Below are 22,452 nucleotides of genomic sequence, written 5' to 3'. Positions count from 1 at the left end.
CCGGACAAGGCCTGATAGGAGCCCGTCATGAGCGATGACCTCAAACCCCCGTCGCTGGCCGATTGGCAGCGACTGTTCGACGACAAGGCCTACTGGCAGCAGTCGCCCGATGTTCATTTCAGCGAGTTGATGCAGGTGGCCAACGACCTGTTCGGCCAAGGGGCTATCGACCTGGCGCAGTGGCAGGAGCTCAAGGCCCGGGCCGAACAGCTCCACCAGCGCTCCCCGGATGCCAACGTCGCTGAGGAAGTCGCCGACCCCGATGCCTGATCTGCGAGCCCGAATACCCCAGGAGCAGCCATGAAGAACCATCCCGACCACGCCACACGGAATCCCGATGAACCGGCGCTGCCCGGCGAAGTCGAGCGCGATAACGATGCCCTGCGCCCGAACGACCCGGCCAAGCGTAAGCAGCAGGAGGGTAATCCCGGGACGGGAGAGACCGATGCGCAAAAAACCGGGCGCCATCACGCAAGTCCGTCATCTCGCTCCAATAAAAACGGCGACGTATAACTTGTCAGGCGTATGTAACGCGTTACATGGTTGAATGGATTTGTTGAACTGAGGTGTTGCATTCATCTAACAGATTGTATTGATGGGATCCAAGTTCTGAAACTCAGTCAAACGATCAAATGAATGAAGTGTGAATTGGCTGTCAATAATTAAAAATAACTCAATAGTGAATAACTATTTACAACAGCGAGGCGGACATGGCTCAAAAGTTCCACTATTATTGAGCCCGTTCGCCCAGTGTCTGGCTCTTTACCAGTGCATGGAATGCCGAGGCCGTCGCACTGGGCGAACACCGTCTGAAACAACTCCTCTTATTCATGTACATCGACCGGCAACGCCGGCCGTTGCCTGAATGACTGTCCCGGTATTAACCGGAAACCGGCGAGCGCCAGTCATCGGAGCCCGACGTTCCGCTGACTTCGTGAGTCCAGGTAATCTTGCGATAAGTGAAGTGCACATCTTCCAGATGGGTGAAGTGCGTGTTCGCCGGGTCCTGACAGTTGAGCATGTAGTCCTTGATATCGACGATAATCGCGTCTTCCAATGTAGTGGTGTAGTAATGCTCCTGGGTGCCGGCGGCAGAAGTGCGGTACCACTGGATTTCAACCTTGGTCAGTCGTTCACCGCAGGTCAGGGCTGCCAGCAACAACGGCGAAGCCTTGTCGAAGACCTTGGTGATGATCAGTGGTTTATGCACGCGCTGGCCAGTTGGCTGGCCGGACTGTGGATCGCGCGGGATGATGACCTGATGCTGGAAGCCCTGCACCATGACCTGGTCTTCATGACCTTCCTGATAGGTGTTGCCCACCGAGTCGGCGGTAAACGCGCCGGCGGTGATCAGACCTTGTTTGGTGCCTTCGATGGACATGTACGCGGGGGTAGCCAATGGATGCTCTCCTTGCTGGATAACTAAAGGACCTGGGAAGGGATCTCCCGAGGTGCCGGAGGAGTTATCAAGAGCTGTGCCATTTTTTAAAAAATGCTTTTATTTCAATTGGTTAATTATTTTTATAGAAAAACTGTCGAGTCTTTGTCCGGCCATCTGGACAGGATGTGCGCAACGGCCTGCGCAGTGCCGTGCAGTTTTTTGCGCAACGGTTGCGAGCCTTTGAGAACGGACAGAACGACCCGATTGATGGGTTTCATGGCGAAAGCCGGTGGGCATTTTTTGCCAGTCCCGATCTTGTAGCAGTAACACTCCCGCCGGCCTGCGAAGCAGCCTGATGCTAGTCAGCTCAGAGAAGTAAAAGCGAAATACAACTCTTGTGGCGAGGGGATTTATCCCCGCTGGGCTGCGAAGCGGCCCTCAATCCTGATATCTCGGCGCATCAGACAGATTGTGTTGACTATATTAGGGCTGCTCCGCAGCCCAGCGGGGATAAATCCCCTCGCCACAATCAGTCCACAGCACGGAATCTTTCCAGGCAGGCAGAGGAGCGGGCACCCTACAAACCCAACGCCATCCTGCACTCATCAATGGAGCGCTGCTGCGTCTCGGCGTACAGCCCCAGCTCATCGATGGTCGTTCGTCCCAACGCCGTTTCGAAGGCCTGGCGATTGGACTGTCCGGCGTAACGGCTCTGGGCGTCATCGCCGAGGTTCGACTGGAAGATACCGGCGGCGCTGACCGGCAGGAAATCTTCATACACCAGCGGTTCGGCGCGTAAGTAATGCTGTTCTACCAGGTGCTCCAGCGACGTCGATGGCTCGAGTGTACCTTTGGCGGCCAGGCCCTTTTGTGTCACGAAATAGCGGAAGTACGCCAATGCCTGCCGGCGCAACTCATCGTGGCTGTCCGGGAACGAGGCAAAGTGTTCGGCCATCAGCGTGTTGTAGCGCGTGGCATTGGCCTCGTTGGGAAATTCCCCCAAGGCATCCCGAGCCGCGTTCAGCAACTGATCGTAGAGCGCGCGCCCCTTGGGCGTGAGGGCCGCGCCCCGTTGTTCGATTTCACCAAAGCGGGCGCTGTGGCTGCCTTGGGCGTGGGGCTGGTCGATGAACGCGACGGTCTCGTCGAGTGCCTTGAAACTGGTCTGGCGCAGCAGGATCGGGCACTGGCGGCGGGGCGGGCCTTCGATCACCGCCTTGGGCGTGATGCCATGCACGGGCATCTGCGCCTGGACAATGTCAATGTCCAGGGTGCGCGGCGTCAGGTGATTGATGTGCGGGCCTTTGAAGGCCACCACGTCAGCGATCAGGCGGTGCTGGGCGCTGAGTTGACGGTATTGCTCGGCGGTGACGGTGGCGCTGTGGTGCCAGCGAAACGTTTCCAGGGCTTGCAGGACGAAGTCGTCGGCCTGGGCTTGCGTCAGGCCGCCCTGGCGTTCAGCGAGGTCGATGAGTTCAAGAGCCTTGGGCGTAAAGATCTGCCGTTTGGCCAGCACCGACTCGGCAAACGCCCGAAGCTCGGTGTTGTCGATCAGTTCCAGGCGCAGTAACGAGGTAAACACCCGGAACGGGCTGACCTGCAAGGCGCTTTCGTGCACGGCGCGAAAGGCCGTGGAATGCACCGGTACCCCGGCGGGCGTGAGGTCGTAGTAGCCCACCGGCTGCATGCCCATGACGGCGAACAGCCGGCTCAGGGTTGCCAGTTCCGCAGCAGTGCCGACGCGGATCGCGCCGTGGCGTTCGAGGTCCAGGCGCTCGCGTTCGCCGGTGCTGCTCAGGTGCTCGGCCAGTTGTGGATCGTTGACCAGCACCCGGGCATTGGTCTGTTCCACCAGGTTCATCAGCGCGCCATACAGGGGGACTTCGTCGCGGTACATGTCGGACATCGCCCTGGAGAAGCGTTGGCGGATCAGGTCGGGACTGACGAAGCTCATGATGAGAATTCCTGGTTCGGACTGTGGGAATTGGGGATGAAAGTGGAACGAAAGATCGCAGCCTTCTCCAGCCCCCGCAAACGAAGAATCTTCAGGACTTCATTCTGTCAGGGACTGATCCCCAGCTCCTTCACTGTCCCAACCCCTTGAGGAACCCCCGGTACAGCGCCGCCGTCCGTTCCGGTTTTTCAATCGGCGGCAAGTGACCGAGCCCGTCCCAGATTTCCACCCGCAAATCGGCGATGCCCTTGCTCCACAGCGGCACGCAACTGACGTCGATCATCCGGTCCTGGTGGCCCCAGAGCAGCAGCGACGGGGCGCGGATGTCGGACAGGCGCGGCTCCATCGGCGGGCTGGCGTTGAAGTCGGTATAGATCTCCGCCAGTTCTTCCCGGCACCTGACATATTTATCGGCCACCGCCGCCAACACCACCTTGGGCACCCAGGGCGGTGAGTCCATGGTCATCGCATAGAACGGTGGAAAATCACTGCGCGAGCGCATGAGGGAAGGGTTCCGGCCAGCGGCCACCCGGCGGTCCATGTCGCTGGGCTCCGGCGATGTCACGCCGGCCGGATTGAGCAGCGCCAGGGTCAGCACCCGCTCAGGCGACGTGGCTGCCAGCCAGGCGGCCAGGTAACCGCCCATGGAGTTGCCGATTACATGGACCTTGTCCAGGCCACAGACGTCGAGCAACTCGATTATCCGCCGGGCCTGGGTCGGAATGTCATAGCCACCGCCGGCCTTGAAGCCGGTTTCACCATGGCCGGGCAGGTCGGGAATCAGCACCCGGTAGTCACGGACGAAGGGCCGGGCGAACCGCAGCCAGAGGTTCTTGTCGGCACTGTAGCCATGCAGCATCAGGATGCAGCCGGACGCTTCGTAAGGCCCGCCTTGCAGGGTCGATACCGTCATTTCGCTGATGGGCACGGTGATCTTGTGCAGCCGGGAAAGACGCGTCTCCACAGCCATGCTCAGGTCGAACAGCACCTGGCCGATGCTCGGATAGGTCAGCCAGCTCCAGACAATGAATACAGCGAGGATCACCCACAACAGCATGCCTTCTCTCCATGACCGACGGAATGTGTTTGGCCAGCCTGGGCCGATGGGGCAGACGGTGCTTGTTTACTGCTACCCCTTGTCATGTATAGCCAAATCTGAAGAGGACTACCGGAATTAAATCCCCCGACTTCGGGTAGCGGCTGTCCGTTGGCTCGGGTAGGGTGCCCGTGCAATCTTTCTTTACGGAACAAGGATGAAATCATGATGATTACCCCTCTGCGCTCCCGTCTGGCCGTGAGTCTCGGCCTGAGCCTGGCCCTCGGCGCCTTGGCTCCCGTCGCTTTCGCACAGCCCAATCAGCAGGTCCTCGCCGGTGCCGAACAGTACAAGGGCGAGGCTCTGAAGCTGCTCGAAAAACTGGTGAACATCGACTCCGGCTCCGGGTATGTGCCGGGGCTGACCCAGGTCGGCGACATTGCCATCGACGAGTTAAAGAAATTGGGCGCCACCGTTGAAAAGGTGCCGAACTCCGATGGCAGCCAGCACATCCTGGCGACCCTCAAGGGCACTGGGAAAGCGAAGATCCTGCTGATGGCCCACATGGACACGGTGTTCAAGGAAGGCTCGGCTGCCGAGCGTCCGTTCCATATCAAGGACGGCCGCGCCTACGGGCCTGGCGTGATGGACGACAAGGGTGGCATCGTCGCCGGCATCTATGCGTTGAAGGTGCTCAAGAACCTGGACTTCAAGAATTATGCGCAGATCACCTTCCTGCTCGACGCCAGCGAAGAAACCGGCTCGGACGTCGCCACCGACCTGATCAAGAAAACCGCCAAGGCCCATGACGTGACCCTCAACCTGGAACCGGGTCGTGCGGCCGATGGCCTGGTCGTGTGGCGCAAGGGCAGTGCGACGGCGCTGGTAGAGGTCAAGGGCAAGGCGTCCCACGCCGGTGTGGCGCCGGAACTGGGGCGCAATGCGGCGATGGAAGCGGCGCACCAGATCCTTCAGCTCGGCAAGCTCGGCGACGCGGACAAGAAAACCACCATCAACTTCACGGTGCTCAACGCGGGCGACCGCACCAACGTGATTCCCGACAAGGCCACTGCCAAGGCCGACGTGCGGGCCGCGGTGCCGGAAGAGTTCGACCGTATCGAAAAAGACCTGGCCCGGGTGTCCCAGGACAAACTGATCGCCGACACCGACGTCACCACCAGCCTGAAACGCGGCCTGCCGCCGATGCCGCAGACGGCGGAATCGGATCGCCTGATGGCCATGGCCCAAGGCATCTATGGCGAACTGGGGCGCAAACTCACCGAAGAGGGCAGCGGCGGTGCGGCGGACGCCAGCCTGTCGGCCGGGGTCGGCACGCCGACGCTGGACGGTTTCGGGATCGTCGGCGGCAACATCCATACGCCCGAGGAATACGCGGAAGTGGAAAGCGTCGTGCCCCGGGTTTATCTGCTGTCGCGGATGATCATGGAGTTGGCGGGACGGTAGCCATCAGGCCCAGTGCAAAATCCTGTAAAGGGCAATCCCTGTGGGTTAAGGCATACCCCCTGTGGCGAGGAATCCTGTGGGAGCAAGGCTTGCCCGCGATGAAGCTCACGCGATTGACCGGGGAACCGAGCGCCTGTATCGCGGGCAAGCCTTGCTCCCACAAAATCCCCTCGCCACAAAGGAGTGTGTGGAATCGGCTAGCGCGGTTCGACGTTATCCAGCGCCCGGTTCGCCAGCAATCCACCCAGCTCGATCAATTGCTGGATACCCAGCGCCACATGCCGCCGGGAGCCGTCCAGCTCGAACGCCAGGTCGCTGACCATGGCATTGGCCGAGGACAGGGTTTCGCTGAGGTTGGCGAGCAGGCACTCGGTGTCGACGCCGTTGACCACGGTGAAGAGTTGGCCTGGATCGGTCTTGGCTTCGGTGGGATGGGGCTTGAGATAGAAGTCGAGGGCGCGCTTGGCGGCTTTGTCGAGTTCCGAGGCGTTGGGGTCGGTGTCTGGTGGGTTCGGGGTTACTTTGAACATGGTTGAAGCTCCAGGTAATTAAATTGGAGCCATCACTCTCTCGCTACCAAACGAAGGGTGGCGGCCATACGAAGGTTGGTAGACCGGTTACCTGGCACCCGGCGCGTCCGAGGACGCCCTACGCATGACCACCATCAAATAGAAGACAAAAACGTCCCCTGCATCCGGTTGCACAATGCGCCAGGAAAACCGGGCTACCAAACCCGATCGCTGATTCGTCAGCGACCGGAAAACGATAAAGCCAGGCCCCAAGGCGCACAAGCCGGCGGATTCTGGCGTAGTTGTAGGCAATGGCGCAAGGCGATGTAGTTGCGGCCTACACCGAAACGAACCCAGTAAACACATGGCTTTTGTGGCGAGGGGATTTATCCCCGCTGGGCTGCGCAGCAGCCCTAACAACAGCGACTCAATTGGACCTGATACACCGAGTGACCGGATTTAGGGCTGCTTCGCACCCCAGCGGGGATAAATCCCCTCGCCACAGGGGGTAGTACAGGTCTTGGGATCAGCTCAATTGCAGCCAGATCGGCGCATGGTCCGACGGTTTTTCCATGCCCCGCAGTTCATAGTCCACGCCGGCATCCTTGACCCGCGGCAGCAGGCCGTGGGAGGTCAGGATCAAGTCGATGCGTAGGCCACGCTTGGGCTCGTCCTCGAAGCCGCGGCTGCGGTAGTCGAACCAGCTGAAGCGGTCGGTGACGTCCGGGTTCAGGTGGCGGAAGCTGTCTACCAGGCCCCAGTTCTTCAGGCGGGCCATCCATTCGCGTTCTTCCGGCAGGAAGCTGCATTTTCCGGTTTTCAGCCAGCGCTTCATGTTGTCCGGGCCAATGCCGATGTCGCAGTCTTCCGGGGAAATGTTCACATCACCCATCACCACCACGGGCTGGTCGTTGCTGAAGCGGCTTTCCAGCAGTAGCTGCAAATCGCTGTAGAAACGTTCCTTGGCCGGGAACTTGGTCGGATGATCGCGGCTTTCACCTTGTGGGAAATAGCCGTTCATGATGGTGACCGGCATGCCATTGGCATCGGCGAACGTGCCCCAGATAAAGCGCCGCTGGGCGTCTTCATCGTCGCTCTCAAAGCCTTTGTACAGGCTCAGCGGCGCCTGGCGGGAGAGCAGGGCGACGCCGTAATGGCCTTTTTGCCCGTGGTAATGCACGTGGTAACCCAGGGCTTGCACTTCGGCCAGGGGGAATTGTTCGTCGTGGACCTTGGTTTCCTGCAGGCCGATCACGTCCGGCTGATGCTTCTCGATCAGCGCCGCCAGCTGATGGGGGCGGGCGCGCAGCCCGTTGATGTTGAAGGAGACGATCTTCATGGTCGGCTGTCCTGGCAAAACTGCGATGCTAGCTGACATGTCGGAGAGGAGCCAGCGTGGCAGTAGGACAAATGCACTGCTAATGTCCTGAGGCGAGGGTTCTTTAGCCGCAGCCTTGCTCCCACAAAGCCCCCGCCCAGGCCTCACCAAGCCCGCCCAGGAGATTTCCCAACATGCCTGAAACCGCTACCGCCATCGCCGATATCCACATGCTCGACAGCGGCTATTCCCGCGAAGCCCGTTCATTGCTGTACCAGGCCTATCGCCATGAGCCGACGTTCAGCTACCTGTTAGAGTCCGAGCGCCCGGGTTATGAGCAGCGGGTGAGGGCGACCGTGCGGGAGTTGGTCAAGCAGCATTTTCTCCAGGAGTTGCCTGCCATCGGCCTGTTGGTCAACGACCGGCTGATCGGCATCGCCCTGATCGCTCCCCCCCAACGCCGCCTGGGTATCACCGAAAGCTGGGCCTGGCGCCTGCGCATGGTGTTGAGTACCGGTTTTCGCTGCACCCGGCGCTACTTGGAATACCACGCGGCGGTGACGGGCTGCCTGCCGTCGGATGCGGTCCATGTATTGCCGTTGCTGGGGGTGCATCCGCAATTCCAAGGCAAACACTTCGGCGAGCAGTTGCTCCAGGCGGTGCACAACTGGTGCGCGGTGGATGAGCATTCCGAGGGTGTGGTACTGGACACCGGCAACCCGCGGTACCTGGAGTTCTATAAGCGCCAGGGGTATGAGGAAATCGGTGAGATTGCGGTAGGACCGATCCGCGAACACGTGTTCTTTCACCCCAATCCCCAGGTTCTGCAAAGCGCCACGGCCTGAACCTGCTCCCGGCCTGCGAACTTTTGCGACATGTGCGGTTCTATCAGGCTCCCAAGCCCGTGTTAGCATCCGCGCCATGAAACTCCCAGGACGAATAACCAGTGGCGCGCTTCTGCTGTCTCTCAGCTGCGCGGCACTGGCACAAAGTGAATTGGATGTACGGGTCAAACCCTCCAATGACGCACTCAAGGCCAACGTCGAAGGCTACATCGGTGGCCTGGGCGATCGTGACGAAGAGGCCTTGCTGCGCTTCAGTCGTGGCGCCGAGGAACAGGCGCGCAAAGCCGCTCAGGCACTGGGCTACTATCAGCCGCGGATCGACAGCGAGGTCAAGGGCGGCAAGCAGCCGCGCCTGATCCTGAGCATCGATCCCGGCGAGCCCGTGCATTTGCGCAACGTCACCGTGCGCATCGACGGCCCGGCAGCCTCGCTCAAGGCCTTTCGCGTACCCGACAACGCCGCTCTCAAGCCGGGCGCGGTGCTCAACCATGGCCGCTATGAAGACGCCAAGCGAACGATCCAGAACCAGGCCTCGCGCTATGGCTTTTTCAGCGGTCGATTCGTCAGCCAGAAACTGCAGGTGGACCCCCAGGCCGGCATCGCCGATATCGAGCTGATCTACGACAGTGGGCCGCGCTACGCTCTGGGGCCGGTGCGTTTCGAGGGCGACACACCCTTCGACGAAGAGCTGTTGCAGCGCATGGTGCCGTTCAAGGCCGGTACGGCCTACGACTCAGAGCTGATCGCCGAACTGAACCAGGCTTTGCAGTCGAGCGGATACTTTGAAGGCGTGCGCGTGGATGCGGCGCCCACCGCCGCGACGGACAACGTGATCCCGGTCGCCGTCAAGCTCGACACCCGCAAGCCGCGCACCATGGGCTTGGGCCTTGGGTTCTCCACCGACGTCGGCCCGCGGGCCAAGGCCAACTGGACGCGCCACTGGGTCAATCCCCAGGGCCACAGCTATGGCTGGGAGACGGAGGTGTCGGCCCCACGGCAGAACGTCGGCCTGTGGTACGACGTGCCGCTGGACCCGCCGCTGACCGACAAGCTGCGCTACGCCGGCGGTTATCAGTATGAAGAGCTGGCCGATACCGACAGCCTCAGCAAACTGCTGACCGTAGGGCCCGAATGGCACAGCAAGTTGCCCAGTGGCTGGCAGCGGGTGATATCGCTCAAGTGGCAGCGCGAGGAGTATCGCCTGGGTGACGATTCGGGCCTGAGCACGCTGCTGATGCCGGGCGTCAGCTATTCGTACCTGCGCAGCGACAACCGCATCGACCCACACAACGGCTATCGCTTGCAGTTCGACACCAAGGTCGCCAAGGAAGGCCTGGGCTCGGACAACAACGTGGTCTACGGCACGGCCATGGTCAAGGGCTTGACCACGGTGTTCGACAAGCATCGCCTGCTGGCCCGGGCCCAGGTGGGCGGCAGCGCCACCAATGGCTACAAATCCATCCCACCGTCCCTGCGCTTTTTCGCCGGCGGCGACCAGAGCGTGCGCGGCTACGATTATCAGAGCCTGTCGCCGCAAAACAACGAAGGCGATCGCATCGGTGGCCGCTATATGGTCGCCGGCAGCCTCGAGTATCAGTATTCGATTGCGGAAAAATGGCGGGTCGCGACCTTCGTCGATCAGGGGAACGCCTTCAACAGCCTTGAATTGCCGAGCCTCAAGACCGGCGTGGGTGTTGGCGTGCGCTGGGTGTCGCCGGTCGGCCCGATCCGCCTCGACCTGGCCCATGCGCTGGACGAGGAAGGCGGCATCCGATTGCATTTTTCCATGGGGCCTGAGCTGTGAGTCGTGGTTTGAAGAGAACACTGCTGGCGCTCGCTGGGGTGCTGGCGTTGGTCGTGCTGACATTGGGCACCCTGCTGGGGACGCAGCCGGGCAGTCGCTGGATGCTGGGCCTGGTGCCGGGGTTGAGCGTTGAAAACTTCCAGGGGCGGTTGGGCGGACAGTGGAGCGCCGACCAACTCTTGTGGCAACAGGACAGCCGCCGCGTGGAGCTCGATGGGCTGATCTTCGCGTGGTCGCCGTTATGCCTGGCGCGCATGACCCTGTGCATCGAGCAGCTCAAGGTCGATAAGGCCAGCGTGCAATTGCCACCTTCTGTCGACGCGCCGAGCAGTGGTCCGATCGCGTTGCCGGACCTGGACTTGCCGGTCGCCATCGAGCTGGGCGAAGTGCAGATCGGCAGCCTGCTGTTCAATGGCAGCGAGCAGCTCAAGGGCTTGCAACTGGTTGCCCATTGGACCGCCGCGGGCTTGCAGATCGATTCGGTGCAATTGCAGCGTGACGAGTTGAGCCTGAAGCTTTCCGGGTTATTGAAGCCCGCAGGCAATTGGCCGCTGAAGGCCCAGGGGCAGTTGACATTGCCGGCCCCGGGCGACACGCCGTGGACGCTGGACCTGACCGTCGACGGCGACCTGCTCGAAACCCTCAACCTCAACGCCGACAGCAGCGGCTACCTGCAAGGTCGGCTGACCGGCGAGCTACAACCGTTGGCGGACAACCTGCCCGCCAAGGTGCGCATCACCGCCGACGGCTTCAAGGCCAGCGCCGATCTGCCGGATACGCTGCTGCTCAATCAGCTGGAGCTGACCGGTGAAGGCGACTTGAAAAACGGCTATCAACTGCTTGGCAAGGCCACGCTGCCCGCCGAGCAGGGGCCGGTGGCGTTGGCACTGCAAGGCAAGGTGGACGCCAATGGTGCGCAGATCGCTGGTGTGGACCTGAACGCCGGCGACCGGCAGAGCCTGAACGTGACCGGGCAGCTGGACTGGCGCGAAGGCCTGAGCGCCGATGCGAAAATCGCCTGGCTGGATTTCCCCTGGCATCGCCTCTATCCGCTGATCGACGAGCCGCAGGTGACGTTGCGCAGCTTCAACGGTGAAGTCTCCTACACCGACGGCCGGTACCTCGGTCATTTCCAGGCCGCGTTGGACGGCCCCGCCGGAGCCTTCAGCCTGGGCAGCCCGTTCAGCGGCGACCTGACGCAGATCCATTTGCCACAGCTCCAGCTCGCGGCGGGGCAAGGCAAGGCCGAAGGGCACCTGGACCTGCAATTTGCCGAGGGCATTGCCTGGGATACGGCGCTGGACCTGTCGGCCATCAACCCGGCCTACTGGCTCGGCGAACTGCCCGGCACCCTGGCCGGACCGCTGCGCAGCAAGGGATCGCTGAAAAATGGCACCCTCGACCTCGACGCGGACCTGGACCTCAAGGGCAAGTTGCGCGGCCAGCCGGCGCTGTTCCAGGCCAAGGCCAGCGGCAGCGGTGAGCAATGGAACTTCAGCGCGCTGGACATCCGCCTGGGGGACAATCGCATCAACGGCAGCGGCACCCTGCAACAGAAACTGACCGGCCAGATCGACATCAAGCTCGCGCGACTGGCTCAGCTCTGGCCGCAACTGCGCGGCCAGCTCAACGGCCGTATCGACGTGGCCGGGACCCTTAACGCTCCCCAAGGCAAGCTCGGCCTGCAAGGCACTCAGCTTGCCTTCCAGGACAATCGCCTGCAAAGCCTGAACCTGGACGCCACCCTCGACAGCGCGCAACGAGGCAAAGTCGATCTCAAGGCCAGCGACATCCGCGCCGGCGACACGGCATTGGGCGTGCTGACGCTCAGCGGCCAGGGGGATATCAGGCAGCAAAAGCTCAACCTGAGCTTGCAAGGGCCGCAACTGAAGACTGCCCTGGGGTTCGATGGCGCGCTGGATCAAGGCAACTGGCGCGGACGCCTGAGCAACGGCGAGTTGCAGGTCGGGGGCCAGGACTGGCGCCTGCAAGCCCCGGCGAAACTGGAACGCCTGGCCAACGGCACGCTCAATTTCGGCGCCCACTGCTGGCGTTCCGGCCAGGCCAGCCTGTGTGGCGAGGACCAGCGCCTGATGCCGGAGCCGAAGCTGCGCTATCACCTCAAGCAATTCCCCATTGAAAGTCTCGCCCAGTGGATGCCCAAGGACTTTGCCTGGCAGGGCCGGCTCAATGCCGATCTGCAATTGGATCTGCCGGCCAGCGGGCCGAACGGGCGGGTTCTGGTGGACGCCAGTGGTGGCACGCTACGGATTCGAGACAAGGAACAGTGGCTGGATTTTCCCTACCAGACCCTGAAGCTGGACAGCCGCCTGACCCCCAAGCGCATCGACACAAACCTGAATTTTGTCGGCGCCCGGCTCGGCGAACTGATGGTCCAGGCACAGATCAACCCATTGCCCGCCAGCAAACCCCTCAGCGGTTCGTTCCGCCTGACCGGCCTGGACCTGTCGGTGGCCCGGCCGTTCGTGCCGATGGTGGAAACCCTCACCGGTCACCTGAACGGTAGTGGCACGTTGTCCGGTGGCTTGCTGGCGCCCCAGGTAAACGGCAGCCTCGTGCTCAGCGAGGGAGAGGTGTCCGGGCCGGAGTTGCCGGTCAGTCTCGAAGACTTGCAGGTGCGGGCCACGATTGCCGGCGAAACGGTACGCCTCGACGGTAGCTGGAAAAGTGGCAAGGGCGGGCACGGCAGCCTGAGCGGCAACATGGGCTGGGGCGAGGCCTTGAGCATGAACCTGGCGCTCAAGGGCGCGCAACTGCCGGTCACCGTGGAGCCCTATGCGGTGCTGGAGGTCGCGCCGGACCTCAACATCACGCTGCACGGCGAGCGGTTGTCGATTGCCGGCAAGGTGCTGGTGCCCAAGGGCGAGATCACCGTCCGCGAATTGCCGCCGTCCACAGTCAAGGTTTCGGACGATGCGGTGATCGTCGGCCACCAGACCGAAGAGGGCAAGGCTCCGATGGCCATGGCGATGGACATCGATGTGATTGTGGGCCAGGAGAAACTCGCGTTTTCCGGCTTCGGCCTGACGGCCAACGTCCAGGGCCAGGTGCACATCGGCGACAACATGGACACCCGTGGCGAACTCTGGCTTAACGACGGCCGTTACCGGGCCTACGGGCAACGGCTGACGGTACGTCGGGCGCGGCTGCTGTTCGCCGGGCCCATCGACCAGCCCTACCTGGACATCGAGGCGATTCGCCAGACCGATGACGTGATCGCCGGCATCCGCTTGAGCGGGAGCGCAGAGCAACCGGTCACGCAAATCTTCTCGGAACCGGCCATGAGCCAGGAGCAGGCGCTGTCCTACCTGGTGCTGGGGCGACCGCTCAGCACCACTGGCGAGGACAACAACATGCTCGCTCAGGCGGCGCTGGGCTTGGGTTTGATGGGCAGTTCGGGGGTGACCACCAGCCTGGCCAGTGATTTGGGCATCCAGGATTTCCAGCTCGACACTCAGGGCAGTGGCAACACCACCAGTGTGGTCGCCAGCGGCAACCTGTCGGAAAAACTCAGCCTGCGCTATGGCGTGGGGGTGTTCGAACCGGCCAACACCATCGCTCTGCGCTACAAGCTCAGCAAAAAGGTCTACCTCGAAGCCGCCAGCGGCGTCGCCAGCTCGCTGGATATCTTCTACAAGCGCGATTTCTAAATCTCCCCCTATCCCTTGTGGAGCCTGCTCGCGATAGCGGCCTGTCAATCAACTCATCACTGACTGGAACACCGCTATCGCGAGCAGACTCGCTCCCACAGGGATCTGCTGCGTTCGTCGGGCTGGTATGTAGCCTGCTAGCGATTTGTTTGACATTTGCTGCCTAAGCAGTAATATCTCGACATACATTCACTGCCTAGGCAGCAAACGGTGTCCTGATGAAGCATTTCACTCCAGACGAATTTCACAATTGCCATCTCGGTCTGCTGCTCGGACGTGTCGCGCTGCTCAAAGACCGGATCATCGATACCCACATGGAACCCGTTGGCATCACGGCCGCGCAGTTCAAGGTGTTGATCATCATGGCCCAGCACGGTATCGACACGCCGGCCGAGCTGTGCCGTTACCTGTCCCTGGACAGTGGCTCGATGACACGGATGCTCGATCGCCTGGAACAGAAAGGTTTTCTCGCTCGCCAGCGGTCGGTGGATGACCGTCGGCAAGTACTGCTGGTGCTGACCGATGCCGGCCAGGCTCTGGCGGATCGCCTGCCGGTGATCGGCGCCGATGCCATGAACCAGTTGGCCGGCGCCATCAGCCGCGAGGAGTTGCAGACCCTCGAACAGATCCTCAAGAAAATATTGCTCGCCGCCGGTGATCCCATCACCGTGTTGCGACTGGGGGACAAATGAAGCGTAAAACCTTGCGTACCCGGTTGAGCCTGGTGCTGCTGGCCATGAGCCTTGCGGGCTGTGCCAGCTACAGCGGCCTGAAGACCGAAGGCGTCAGCCTCGAGGCCCAGAACCTCAAGGCCGGACAATCCCTCAATGGCGTCAAGCTGTCGCCGGCTTCGTGGCCGAAAAGCGACTGGTGGTCCAGCCTGGGCGACCCGCAACTCGACGGCCTGATCCGTGAAGCCCTGCGCGACAGCCCGGACATGCAGATCGCCAGTGCCCGGGTGCATCAGGCCAGTGCCGCCGCCTACGCCGCCAACGCATCGCGCATGCCGACCCTGGATGCCAGCGGCAGCGTCAGCCGTTCGCGACTGGCTCGTGACCAGGACCCGGCGGGGCAGGGCGGTGCGTACAGCACCTTGCGTTCGCTGAGCGTGGATTTCAATTACAACTTCGACCTCTGGGGCGGCCAGCGGGCGGCCTGGGAGTCTGCGCTGGGCCAGGCCCGTGCAGCGGAAATCGACCGCCAGGCCGCGCAGTTGACCCTGGCCGCCGATGTGGCCCGGGCCTACAGCGACCTGGGGCAAGCCCACATCATTCATGACCTGGCCGCTGAAGACCTCAAGCGCACCCGGCAGATGCTCGACCTGAGCAAGCGTCGGCTCACTGCCGGGATCGACAGCGAGTACCAGTTCCAACAAACCGAAAGCCTGGAAGCCAGCGCGAGCGCGACGCTGATCGATGCGGAAAAGCGCCTGCAAAGCGCCAAGATCGCCTTGGCGGTGTTGCTGGGCAAAGGCCCGGATCGCGGCAATGAAATTGCCCGGCCCAACGTGCTGCAAGCCAGCGCCGTCGCGTTGCCGTCGAACCTGCCGGCCGAGTTGCTGGGGCGCCGCCCGGACCTGGTGGCGGCGCGCTGGCGGGTCGAGGCGGCGAGCAAGAGCATCGAAGCCGGCAAGACCAACTTCTACCCCAACCTCAACCTGAGCGCGGCGGCGGGGGTGCAGTCCTTGTTGGGTGACGCGATGTTCGGGTCGGCCAGCCGCTTCTTCAACGTGGCGCCGACAGTGTCGCTGCCGATTTTCGACGGCGGACGCCTGCGGGCGGACCTGGATGCCCGGGATGCCGACTATGACCTGGCGGTGGCGCAATACAACAAGAGCCTGGTCAGGGCTCTTGGGGATGTCAGCGACACCATCAACCAACTGCGCGATATCTCCCGACAGATCGGTGCCCAGCAACACGCTACCGAAATTGCCCAGAGTTCCTACGACACCGTGGTCCAGCGCTACGGCTCGGGCATCGGCAATTACCTGGACGTGCTGAGCATCGAGCAGCAACTGCTCCAGGCCCAGCGCCAACTGGCGACCCTGAACGCCGAGCAGATCGATTTGTCGATCCAATTGATGCAGGCCCTGGGCGGCGGTTTCGAGACCGACACCCTGGCCTCGGCCACGGCGGTTTCCGCCACGCCGCATAACTGATTCGAGGTATTTGTCATGGCCACCGCAGAAAATACTCAAGCGTCCGAAAATCAACAGGACAACAACCCACGCAAGCGCAAGGTGATGCTGCTGGCGCTGGCGGTGATCGTCATTTTCGCCGGCCTCGGTGTCTGGGCCTGGCATGAGCTGTACGGTCGCTGGAGCGAAAATACTGACGATGCCTATGTGAACGGCAACGTGGTGGAAATCACTCCGCAGGTGACCGGCACGGTGGTGAGCATCGGTGCCGACGATGGTGACCTGGTGCGCGAAGGCCAGGTGCTGGTGCAGTTCGACCCGAACGACGCCGAGGTCGGCCTGCAAAGTGCCCAGGCCAACCTGGCCCGCACGGTCCGTCAGGTGCGTGGGTTGTACAGCAATGTCGACGGCATGCGCGCGCAGGTCAATGCGCAGGAGGCCGAAGTGAAAAAGGCCCAGGAGAACTACAACCGACGCCGTAACCTGGCGGCCGGCGGGGCGATTTCCCAGGAAGAACTGTCCCACGCCCGGGATGACCTGACCTCGGCGCAGAACGCCCTCGCCAATGCCCGGCAACAACTCAAGACGTCCAGCGCGTTGGTGGATGACACCGTGGTCTCGTCCCATCCCGACGTGCAGTCGGCCGCCGCGCAATTGCGCCAGGCCTACCTGAACAATGCCCGCAGCACCCTGATCGCACCGGTCACCGGTTATGTCGCCAAGCGCACCGTGCAACTGGGGCAACGGGTGCAGCCGGGCACGGCGCTGATGGCGGTGATTCCACTGGATCAGTTGTGGATCGATGCCAACTTCAAGGAAACCCAGCTGCGTGACATGCGCATCGGCCAGCCGGTGGAGATCGAAACCGACCTCTATGGCAGCGATGTGAAGTACAGCGGTACCGTTGACAGCCTCGGCGCGGGAACGGGCAGTGCGTTTGCCTTGCTGCCGGCGCAGAACGCCACCGGCAACTGGATCAAGATTGTCCAGCGGGTGCCGGTGCGCATTCATGTCAACGCCCAGGAGCTGGCCAAGCATCCGTTGCGGGTCGGGCTGTCCACCGAGGTCAGCGTCAACCTGCGCGATCAGAGCGGCCCGGTCCTGGCACAGCAACCTCCGCAGAAGGCCTCGTTCAGCACCCAGGTCTACGACCGCCAACTGGCCGATGCCGACGCGATGATCACGCGCCTGATTCACGAAAACAGCGCTGCCGCGAGCAAGACTGCGCAGCGTTGAAGCAGCGCAACAGACCCTGTGGCGAGGGGATTTATCCCCGCTGGGCTGCGTAGCAGCCCCAAAACCCTGCGACTCGGTGTGCCAGGGTCAACACGTTTCAATCAAACAGGGCTGCTACGCAGCCCAGCGGGGATAAATCCCCTCGCCACAGGGGACTGGTCTTACCTGGCTGCCTCTGCTTTTGCCATCTTCGCTTCCTAGGATTTCGCAATGAGCAATAACGCATCTTTCTCGCCGCCCAGCCTGTTGCTCAGTACCATCGGGCTGTCGCTGGCGACGTTCATGCAAGTGCTCGACACCACCATTGCCAACGTTGCCTTGCCGACCATTTCCGGCAATCTGGGCGTCAGCTCGGAGCAGGGCACCTGGGTGATCACTTCGTTCGCGGTGAGCAACGCCATCGCGCTCCCGTTGACCGGCTGGTTGAGCCGCCGGTTTGGCGAGGTGAAGCTGTTCTTATGGGCAACCATGCTGTTCGTGCTCGCGTCGTTCCTGTGCGGCATTTCCACCTCGATGCCGGAGCTGATCGGCTTCCGCGTGCTCCAGGGCCTGGTGGCCGGGCCGTTGTACCCGATGACCCAGACCCTGCTGATTGCCGTGTATCCGCCCGCCAGGCGAGGGATGGCCCTGGCGCTGCTGGCAATGGTCACGGTGGTGGCGCCGATTGCCGGGCCGATCCTGGGCGGTTGGATCACCGACAGCTACAGCTGGCCGTGGATCTTCTTCATCAACGTGCCCATCGGGATTTTCGCGGTGATGGTGGTACGCCAGCAGCTCAAGGCACGGCCGGTGGTGACCAGCTATCAGCCGATGGACTACGTCGGGTTGATCACGCTGATCATCGGCGTCGGCGCGCTCCAGGTGATTCTCGACAAGGGCAATGACCTGGATTGGTTCGAGTCGAATTTCATCATCATTGGCGCGCTGATTTCGCTGGTTGCCCTGGCGGTGTTCGTGATCTGGGAAATGACCGACCGTCATCCGGTGGTCAACCTCCGCTTGTTTGCCTATCGCAACTTTCGCATCGGCACCATCGTGCTGGTGGGCGGCTATGCCGGGTTCTTCGGCATCAACCTGATCCTGCCGCAATGGTTGCAGACCCAGATGGGCTACACCGCCACCTGGGCCGGGCTGGCCGTGGCGCCCATCGGCATCCTGCCGGTGTTGATGTCGCCCTTCGTCGGCAAGTACGCCCATAAATTCGACCTGCGGCTGCTAGCCGGCTTGGCGTTCCTGGCCATCGGCCTGAGCTGTTTCATGCGCGCCGGGTTCACCAATGAAGTGGACTTCCAGCACATTGCCCTGGTGCAACTGTTCATGGGAATCGGGGTGGCGCTGTTCTTCATGCCGACCTTGAGCATCCTGATGTCCGACCTGCCACCGCACCAGATTGCCGATGGCGCGGGGCTGGCGACATTCCTGCGGACCCTGGGGGGCAGCTTTGCCGCGTCCCTGACCACCTGGATCTGGATCCGCCGGGCGGACCAGCACCATGCCTACCTGAGCGAGAGCATCAGTACCTTCGACCCGGCCACCCGCGAGGCGCTCAACCAGCTCGGCGGCGCGAACCCGCCGGCCTATGCCCAGCTCGATCACATCCTCACCAGCCAGGCGTACATGCTCTCCACCGTGGACTACTTCACGCTGCTGGGCTGGGCGTTCATGGGCTTGATCGTGCTGGTGTGGCTGGCGAAGCCGCCGTTTGCGGCGAAGGCGGGGCCGGCGGCCAGCGGGCACTGACCGGGGCTTGAAGCACAATCCGCTGTGGGAGCAAAGCTTGCTCGCGACAGCGGTGTCTCAGTCAACATCCATGCTGGCGGCGATAGTTATCGCGAGCAAGCTTTGCTCCCACAGGTTGCTCCCACAAGGAGGCTGTGTCTGTCAGTCGGTGGGGGCTGCCAGCAGGGGCGGCGGGGCAAACCCAAACGGCGCCAACGCAAACCCCTGTTCATCTACTTGCAACGCCCAACCCTGCTTGTCCCAATCCCCCAGCACGATGCGCCGGGCGGCCTGTTCGCCGAGTTGCAGCTTATGGATGGCGGGGCGGTGGGTGTGGCCGTGGATCAGGGTCTTCACGCCATATTGCTGCATGATCCGCGGAATTTCCTCGGGGGTGACGTCGACGATGTCGTTGGCTTTCATCCGCACCTGGGTCGTGCTTTCACTGCGCAGCTTGCGCGCCAGCTTCTGGCGACTGCCCAGTGGCAGGTGCCGCAGGATGAACAGCGTGACCGGGCTGCGCAGCCAGCGCCGCAGCTTCATGTAGCCTTCGTCGCGGGTGCAGAGGCTGTCGCCGTGCATCAGCAGCACCGGTTCGCCATTGAACTGCACGACACTCGGGTCCTTGATCAGGGTGCAGCCGGCCGCTTTGCAGAAGGCTTGCCCCAGCATGAAGTCGCGATTGCCATGCATCAGGAAAATGGCCGTGCCGCTGTCGCTCAGTTCGCGCAGGGCCTGGCAGATGGAACGCTGGAACGGCGTCATGGCATCGTCGCCGATCCACGCTTCGAAAAAGTCGCCGAGAATGTACAACGCCTGCGCCGAGCGGGCGCGGGTGGCGAGTAAATCCAGAAACGCCCGGGTGATGTCCGGGCGCTCCTCTTCCAGATGCAGATCTGAAATCAGTAGGATCACTCAATGATCTCGGCTTTCTCGATGATCACGTCATCCTTCGGCACGTCCTGGTGGCCGGCCTTGGAGGTGGTGGCAACGCCTTCGATCTTGTCGACCACGTCCTTGCCTTCGATCACTTCACCGAACACGGCATAACCCCAGCCCTGGGCGGTCTTGGCGGTGTGGTTGAGGAAGCTGTTGTCGCTGGCGTTGATGAAGAACTGGGCCGATGCCGAATGCGGATCCATGGTGCGCGCCATGGCGATGGAGTATTTCTTGTTCGGCAGGCCGTTGTCGGCTTCGTTCTGGATGCTCGGGCTCTTGTCCTTCTTTTCCTGCATGCCAGGCTCGAAACCACCGCCCTGGATCATGAAGCCCTTGATCACACGGTGGAACACGACGTTCTCGTAGTGACCCTTCTTGACGTACTCAATGAAGTTGGCAACGGTCTTCGGCGCCTTCTCGGCGTTCAGTTCCAGGACGATGTCGCCGTGGTTGGTGGTCAGTTTGACTTTGCTCATGATGACTACTCTTTCAAGGAATTCGTGGGTTTCGCGGCCCGAAAGCCCGCAACCGGTCCGGCTGCAATCGGCCAGGTTGGGCAGTTTAGCGTGCCAGGCACGAAATTCGAGGCGGTTTTTTATCCGGCGGCCGATTAAATTCAATCGTTTGCCGGCCTGGCCTGTCAGCGGCTTGACAGCATCGGCTATGATACGGGCTTTGATTTATCAGGCCGCACCCGGCCGCGCACTTGTAAGTTCAAGGATCCTATGAGCAAGCCCACTGTCGACCCTACCTCGAATTCCAAGACCGGCCCGGCCGTACCGGTCAATTTCCTGCGCCCGATCATCCAGGCGGACCTGGATTCGGGTAAGCACACACAGATCGTCACCCGTTTCCCGCCGGAGCCCAACGGCTACCTGCACATCGGCCATGCCAAGTCGATTTGCGTGAACTTCGGCCTGGCCGAGGAGTTCGGTGGTGTCACGCACCTGCGTTTCGACGACACCAACCCGGCCAAGGAAGACCAGGAATACATCGACGCGATCGAAAGCGACGTCAAGTGGCTGGGTTTCCAATGGTCCGGTGAAGTGCGCTATGCCTCGCAGTATTTTGACCAGTTGCACGACTGGGCGGTCGAGCTGATCAAGGCCGGCAAGGCCTATGTCTGCGACCTGACGCCGGAGCAGGCCCGGGAATACCGTGGCAGCTTGACCGAGCCGGGCCGGGACAGCCCGTTCCGTGAGCGCAGCGTGGAGGAGAACCTGGACCTGTTCGCCCGCATGCGCGCCGGTGAATTCCCGGACGGCGCACGGGTGCTGCGGGCCAAAATCGACATGGCCTCGCCGAACATGAACCTGCGCGACCCGATCATGTACCGCATCCGTCATGCCCATCACCACCAGACCGGTGACAAGTGGTGCATCTACCCGAACTACGACTTCACCCACGGTCAGTCGGACGCCATCGAAGGCATCACCCACTCGATCTGCACCCTGGAGTTCGAAAGCCATCGTCCGTTGTACGAGTGGTTCCTCGAGCACCTGCCGGTGCCGGCCACCCCGCGCCAGTACGAATTCAGCCGCCTGAACCTGAACTACACCATCACCAGCAAGCGCAAGCTCAAGCAACTGGTGGATGAAAAGCACGTCAACGGCTGGGACGACCCGCGCATGTCGACGCTGTCGGGCTTCCGTCGTCGTGGCTACACGCCGAAATCGATCCGCAATTTCTGCGAGATGGTCGGCACCAACCGTTCCGACGGCGTGGTGGACTTCGGCATGCTGGAATTCAGCATCCGCGAGGACCTGGACCAGAACGCCCCGCGTGCCATGTGCGTGCTGCGTCCGTTGAAGGTCGTCATCACCAATTATCCGGAAGGCCAGGTCGAGAACCTCGAGTTGCCTCGTCACCCGAAAGAAGACATGGGCGTGCGCATCCTGCCGTTCGCCCGGGAAATCTATATCGACCGTGAAGACTTCATGGAAGAGCCGCCAAAAGGCTACAAGCGCCTGGAGCCGGCTGGTGAAGTGCGGCTGCGTGGCAGCTACGTGATCCGTGCCGACGAAGCCATCAAGGATGCCGACGGCAACATCGTCGAGCTGCGTTGCTCGTACGATCCAGACACCCTGGGCAAGAACCCGGAGGGTCGCAAGGTCAAGGGCGTGATCCACTGGGTGCCGGCCGCCGCCAGCGTCGAGTGCGAAGTGCGCCTGTACGATCGCCTGTTCCGTTCGCCGAACCCGGAAAAGGCCGAGGACAGCGCCAGCTTCCTGGACAACATCAACCCTGACTCCCTGCAAGTACTCACCGGTTGTCGTGCCGAACCCTCGCTGGGCAACGCACAGCCGGAAGACCGGTTCCAGTTCGAGCGCGAAGGTTACTTCTGCGCGGATATCAAGGACTCGAAACCAGGTAGCCCGGTATTCAACCGTACCGTGACCTTGCGCGATTCCTGGGGTCAGTGATCAAGTCTTAAGGGAA

18 protein-coding genes are annotated in these 22,452 nt (G+C 62.0%); 11 read left to right on the top strand and 7 right to left on the bottom strand.

Annotated features, from left to right (window positions below):
• The first annotated feature begins 27 nt into the window (after positions 1–27).
• Both LOY35_RS18645 and LOY35_RS18640 read left to right on the top strand, forming a co-directional pair.
• The gene (locus LOY35_RS18645; RefSeq protein WP_258625577.1) at positions 28–270 is read left to right on the top strand and encodes a hypothetical protein; all 243 of its coding nucleotides are present in this window, start codon (positions 28–30) and stop codon (positions 268–270) included.
• 30 nt (positions 271–300) lie between these two features.
• Positions 301–513 (top strand): hypothetical protein, encoded by a 213-nt coding sequence (locus tag LOY35_RS18640; RefSeq protein ID WP_258625575.1) that lies wholly within the window; start codon positions 301–303, stop codon positions 511–513.
• Between the two features lie 367 nt (positions 514–880).
• Here the strand turns inward: LOY35_RS18640 and LOY35_RS18635 are convergent, their stop codons facing one another.
• The 3 genes from LOY35_RS18635 to LOY35_RS18625 form a co-directional block, all read right to left on the bottom strand.
• Positions 881–1,399, bottom strand: coding sequence for an Hcp family type VI secretion system effector (locus LOY35_RS18635; protein WP_258625573.1), 519 nt, complete (start codon positions 1,397–1,399; stop codon positions 881–883).
• Between the two features lie 559 nt (positions 1,400–1,958).
• Positions 1,959–3,335: a VOC family protein gene (locus LOY35_RS18630; RefSeq protein WP_258625571.1), complete on the bottom strand. Its 1,377-nt coding sequence runs from the start codon at positions 3,333–3,335 to the stop codon at positions 1,959–1,961.
• Between the two features lie 130 nt (positions 3,336–3,465).
• Positions 3,466–4,392 (bottom strand): alpha/beta fold hydrolase, encoded by a 927-nt coding sequence (locus tag LOY35_RS18625; protein WP_258625569.1) that lies wholly within the window; start codon positions 4,390–4,392, stop codon positions 3,466–3,468.
• Positions 4,393–4,596: 204 nt separating this feature from the next.
• On the opposite strand from LOY35_RS18625, the gene LOY35_RS18620 reads away from it, so the two are divergent.
• Entirely contained in the window at positions 4,597–5,835 is a 1,239-nt protein-coding gene (locus tag LOY35_RS18620; protein ID WP_258625568.1) for a M20/M25/M40 family metallo-hydrolase, read from the top strand.
• Between the two features lie 197 nt (positions 5,836–6,032).
• Here LOY35_RS18620 and LOY35_RS18615 read toward each other — a convergent pair whose 3' ends face one another.
• Both LOY35_RS18615 and xthA read right to left on the bottom strand, forming a co-directional pair.
• Complete coding sequence (locus LOY35_RS18615; protein WP_258625566.1) at positions 6,033–6,365, bottom strand: DUF6124 family protein; 333 nt, start codon at positions 6,363–6,365, stop codon at positions 6,033–6,035.
• 505 nt (positions 6,366–6,870) lie between these two features.
• Positions 6,871–7,683 (bottom strand): exodeoxyribonuclease III, encoded by an 813-nt coding sequence (gene xthA / locus LOY35_RS18610; RefSeq protein WP_258625564.1) that lies wholly within the window; start codon positions 7,681–7,683, stop codon positions 6,871–6,873.
• A 173-nt stretch (positions 7,684–7,856) separates the two neighbouring features.
• On the opposite strand from xthA, the gene LOY35_RS18605 reads away from it, so the two are divergent.
• From LOY35_RS18605 to LOY35_RS18575, 7 genes are all read left to right on the top strand, one after another.
• On the top strand, positions 7,857–8,507 hold the full coding sequence (locus tag LOY35_RS18605) for an N-acetyltransferase (RefSeq protein ID WP_258625562.1): 651 nt from the start codon (positions 7,857–7,859) through the stop codon (positions 8,505–8,507).
• Positions 8,508–8,583: 76 nt separating this feature from the next.
• A complete protein-coding gene (locus tag LOY35_RS18600) occupies positions 8,584–10,311 on the top strand; it encodes an autotransporter assembly complex family protein (RefSeq protein ID WP_258625560.1) in 1,728 nt (575 codons plus the stop codon).
• Entirely contained in the window at positions 10,308–13,982 is a 3,675-nt protein-coding gene (locus tag LOY35_RS18595; protein ID WP_258625558.1) for a translocation/assembly module TamB domain-containing protein, read from the top strand. Before LOY35_RS18600 ends, LOY35_RS18595 begins: the two co-directional genes overlap by 4 nt.
• Positions 13,983–14,200: 218 nt before the next feature.
• Positions 14,201–14,674, top strand: a complete 474-nt coding sequence (locus LOY35_RS18590) for a MarR family winged helix-turn-helix transcriptional regulator (protein ID WP_258625556.1) — start codon at positions 14,201–14,203, stop codon at positions 14,672–14,674.
• Positions 14,671–16,140 (top strand): efflux transporter outer membrane subunit, encoded by a 1,470-nt coding sequence (locus LOY35_RS18585; RefSeq protein WP_258625553.1) that lies wholly within the window; start codon positions 14,671–14,673, stop codon positions 16,138–16,140. The genes LOY35_RS18590 and LOY35_RS18585 overlap by 4 nt, the downstream gene beginning before the upstream one ends.
• 15 nt (positions 16,141–16,155) lie before the next feature.
• Positions 16,156–17,355: an efflux RND transporter periplasmic adaptor subunit gene (locus LOY35_RS18580; protein WP_258625551.1), complete on the top strand. Its 1,200-nt coding sequence runs from the start codon at positions 16,156–16,158 to the stop codon at positions 17,353–17,355.
• A 210-nt stretch (positions 17,356–17,565) separates the two neighbouring features.
• Positions 17,566–19,095 (top strand): DHA2 family efflux MFS transporter permease subunit, encoded by a 1,530-nt coding sequence (locus LOY35_RS18575; RefSeq protein WP_258625549.1) that lies wholly within the window; start codon positions 17,566–17,568, stop codon positions 19,093–19,095.
• Between the two features lie 141 nt (positions 19,096–19,236).
• Here LOY35_RS18575 and LOY35_RS18570 read toward each other — a convergent pair whose 3' ends face one another.
• Both LOY35_RS18570 and LOY35_RS18565 read right to left on the bottom strand, forming a co-directional pair.
• Positions 19,237–19,989: a UDP-2,3-diacylglucosamine diphosphatase gene (locus LOY35_RS18570; RefSeq protein WP_258625547.1), complete on the bottom strand. Its 753-nt coding sequence runs from the start codon at positions 19,987–19,989 to the stop codon at positions 19,237–19,239.
• Positions 19,986–20,489, bottom strand: coding sequence for a peptidylprolyl isomerase (locus tag LOY35_RS18565; RefSeq protein WP_258625545.1), 504 nt, complete (start codon positions 20,487–20,489; stop codon positions 19,986–19,988). The genes LOY35_RS18570 and LOY35_RS18565 overlap by 4 nt, the downstream gene beginning before the upstream one ends.
• Before the next feature lie 249 nt (positions 20,490–20,738).
• Between LOY35_RS18565 and LOY35_RS18560 the strand changes: the two genes are divergently transcribed.
• Positions 20,739–22,436 (top strand): glutamine--tRNA ligase/YqeY domain fusion protein, encoded by a 1,698-nt coding sequence (locus tag LOY35_RS18560; RefSeq protein ID WP_258625543.1) that lies wholly within the window; start codon positions 20,739–20,741, stop codon positions 22,434–22,436.
• The last annotated feature ends 16 nt before the right edge of the window (positions 22,437–22,452 follow it).

Origin of the sequence: Pseudomonas sp. B21-028 (assembly GCF_024749045.1) — a bacterium.
In the GTDB taxonomy this organism is placed as follows: domain Bacteria; phylum Pseudomonadota; class Gammaproteobacteria; order Pseudomonadales; family Pseudomonadaceae; genus Aquipseudomonas.
The sequence above is the reverse complement of the archived record's forward strand: the minus strand, read 5'-3'. Positions and strand labels throughout refer to the sequence as shown.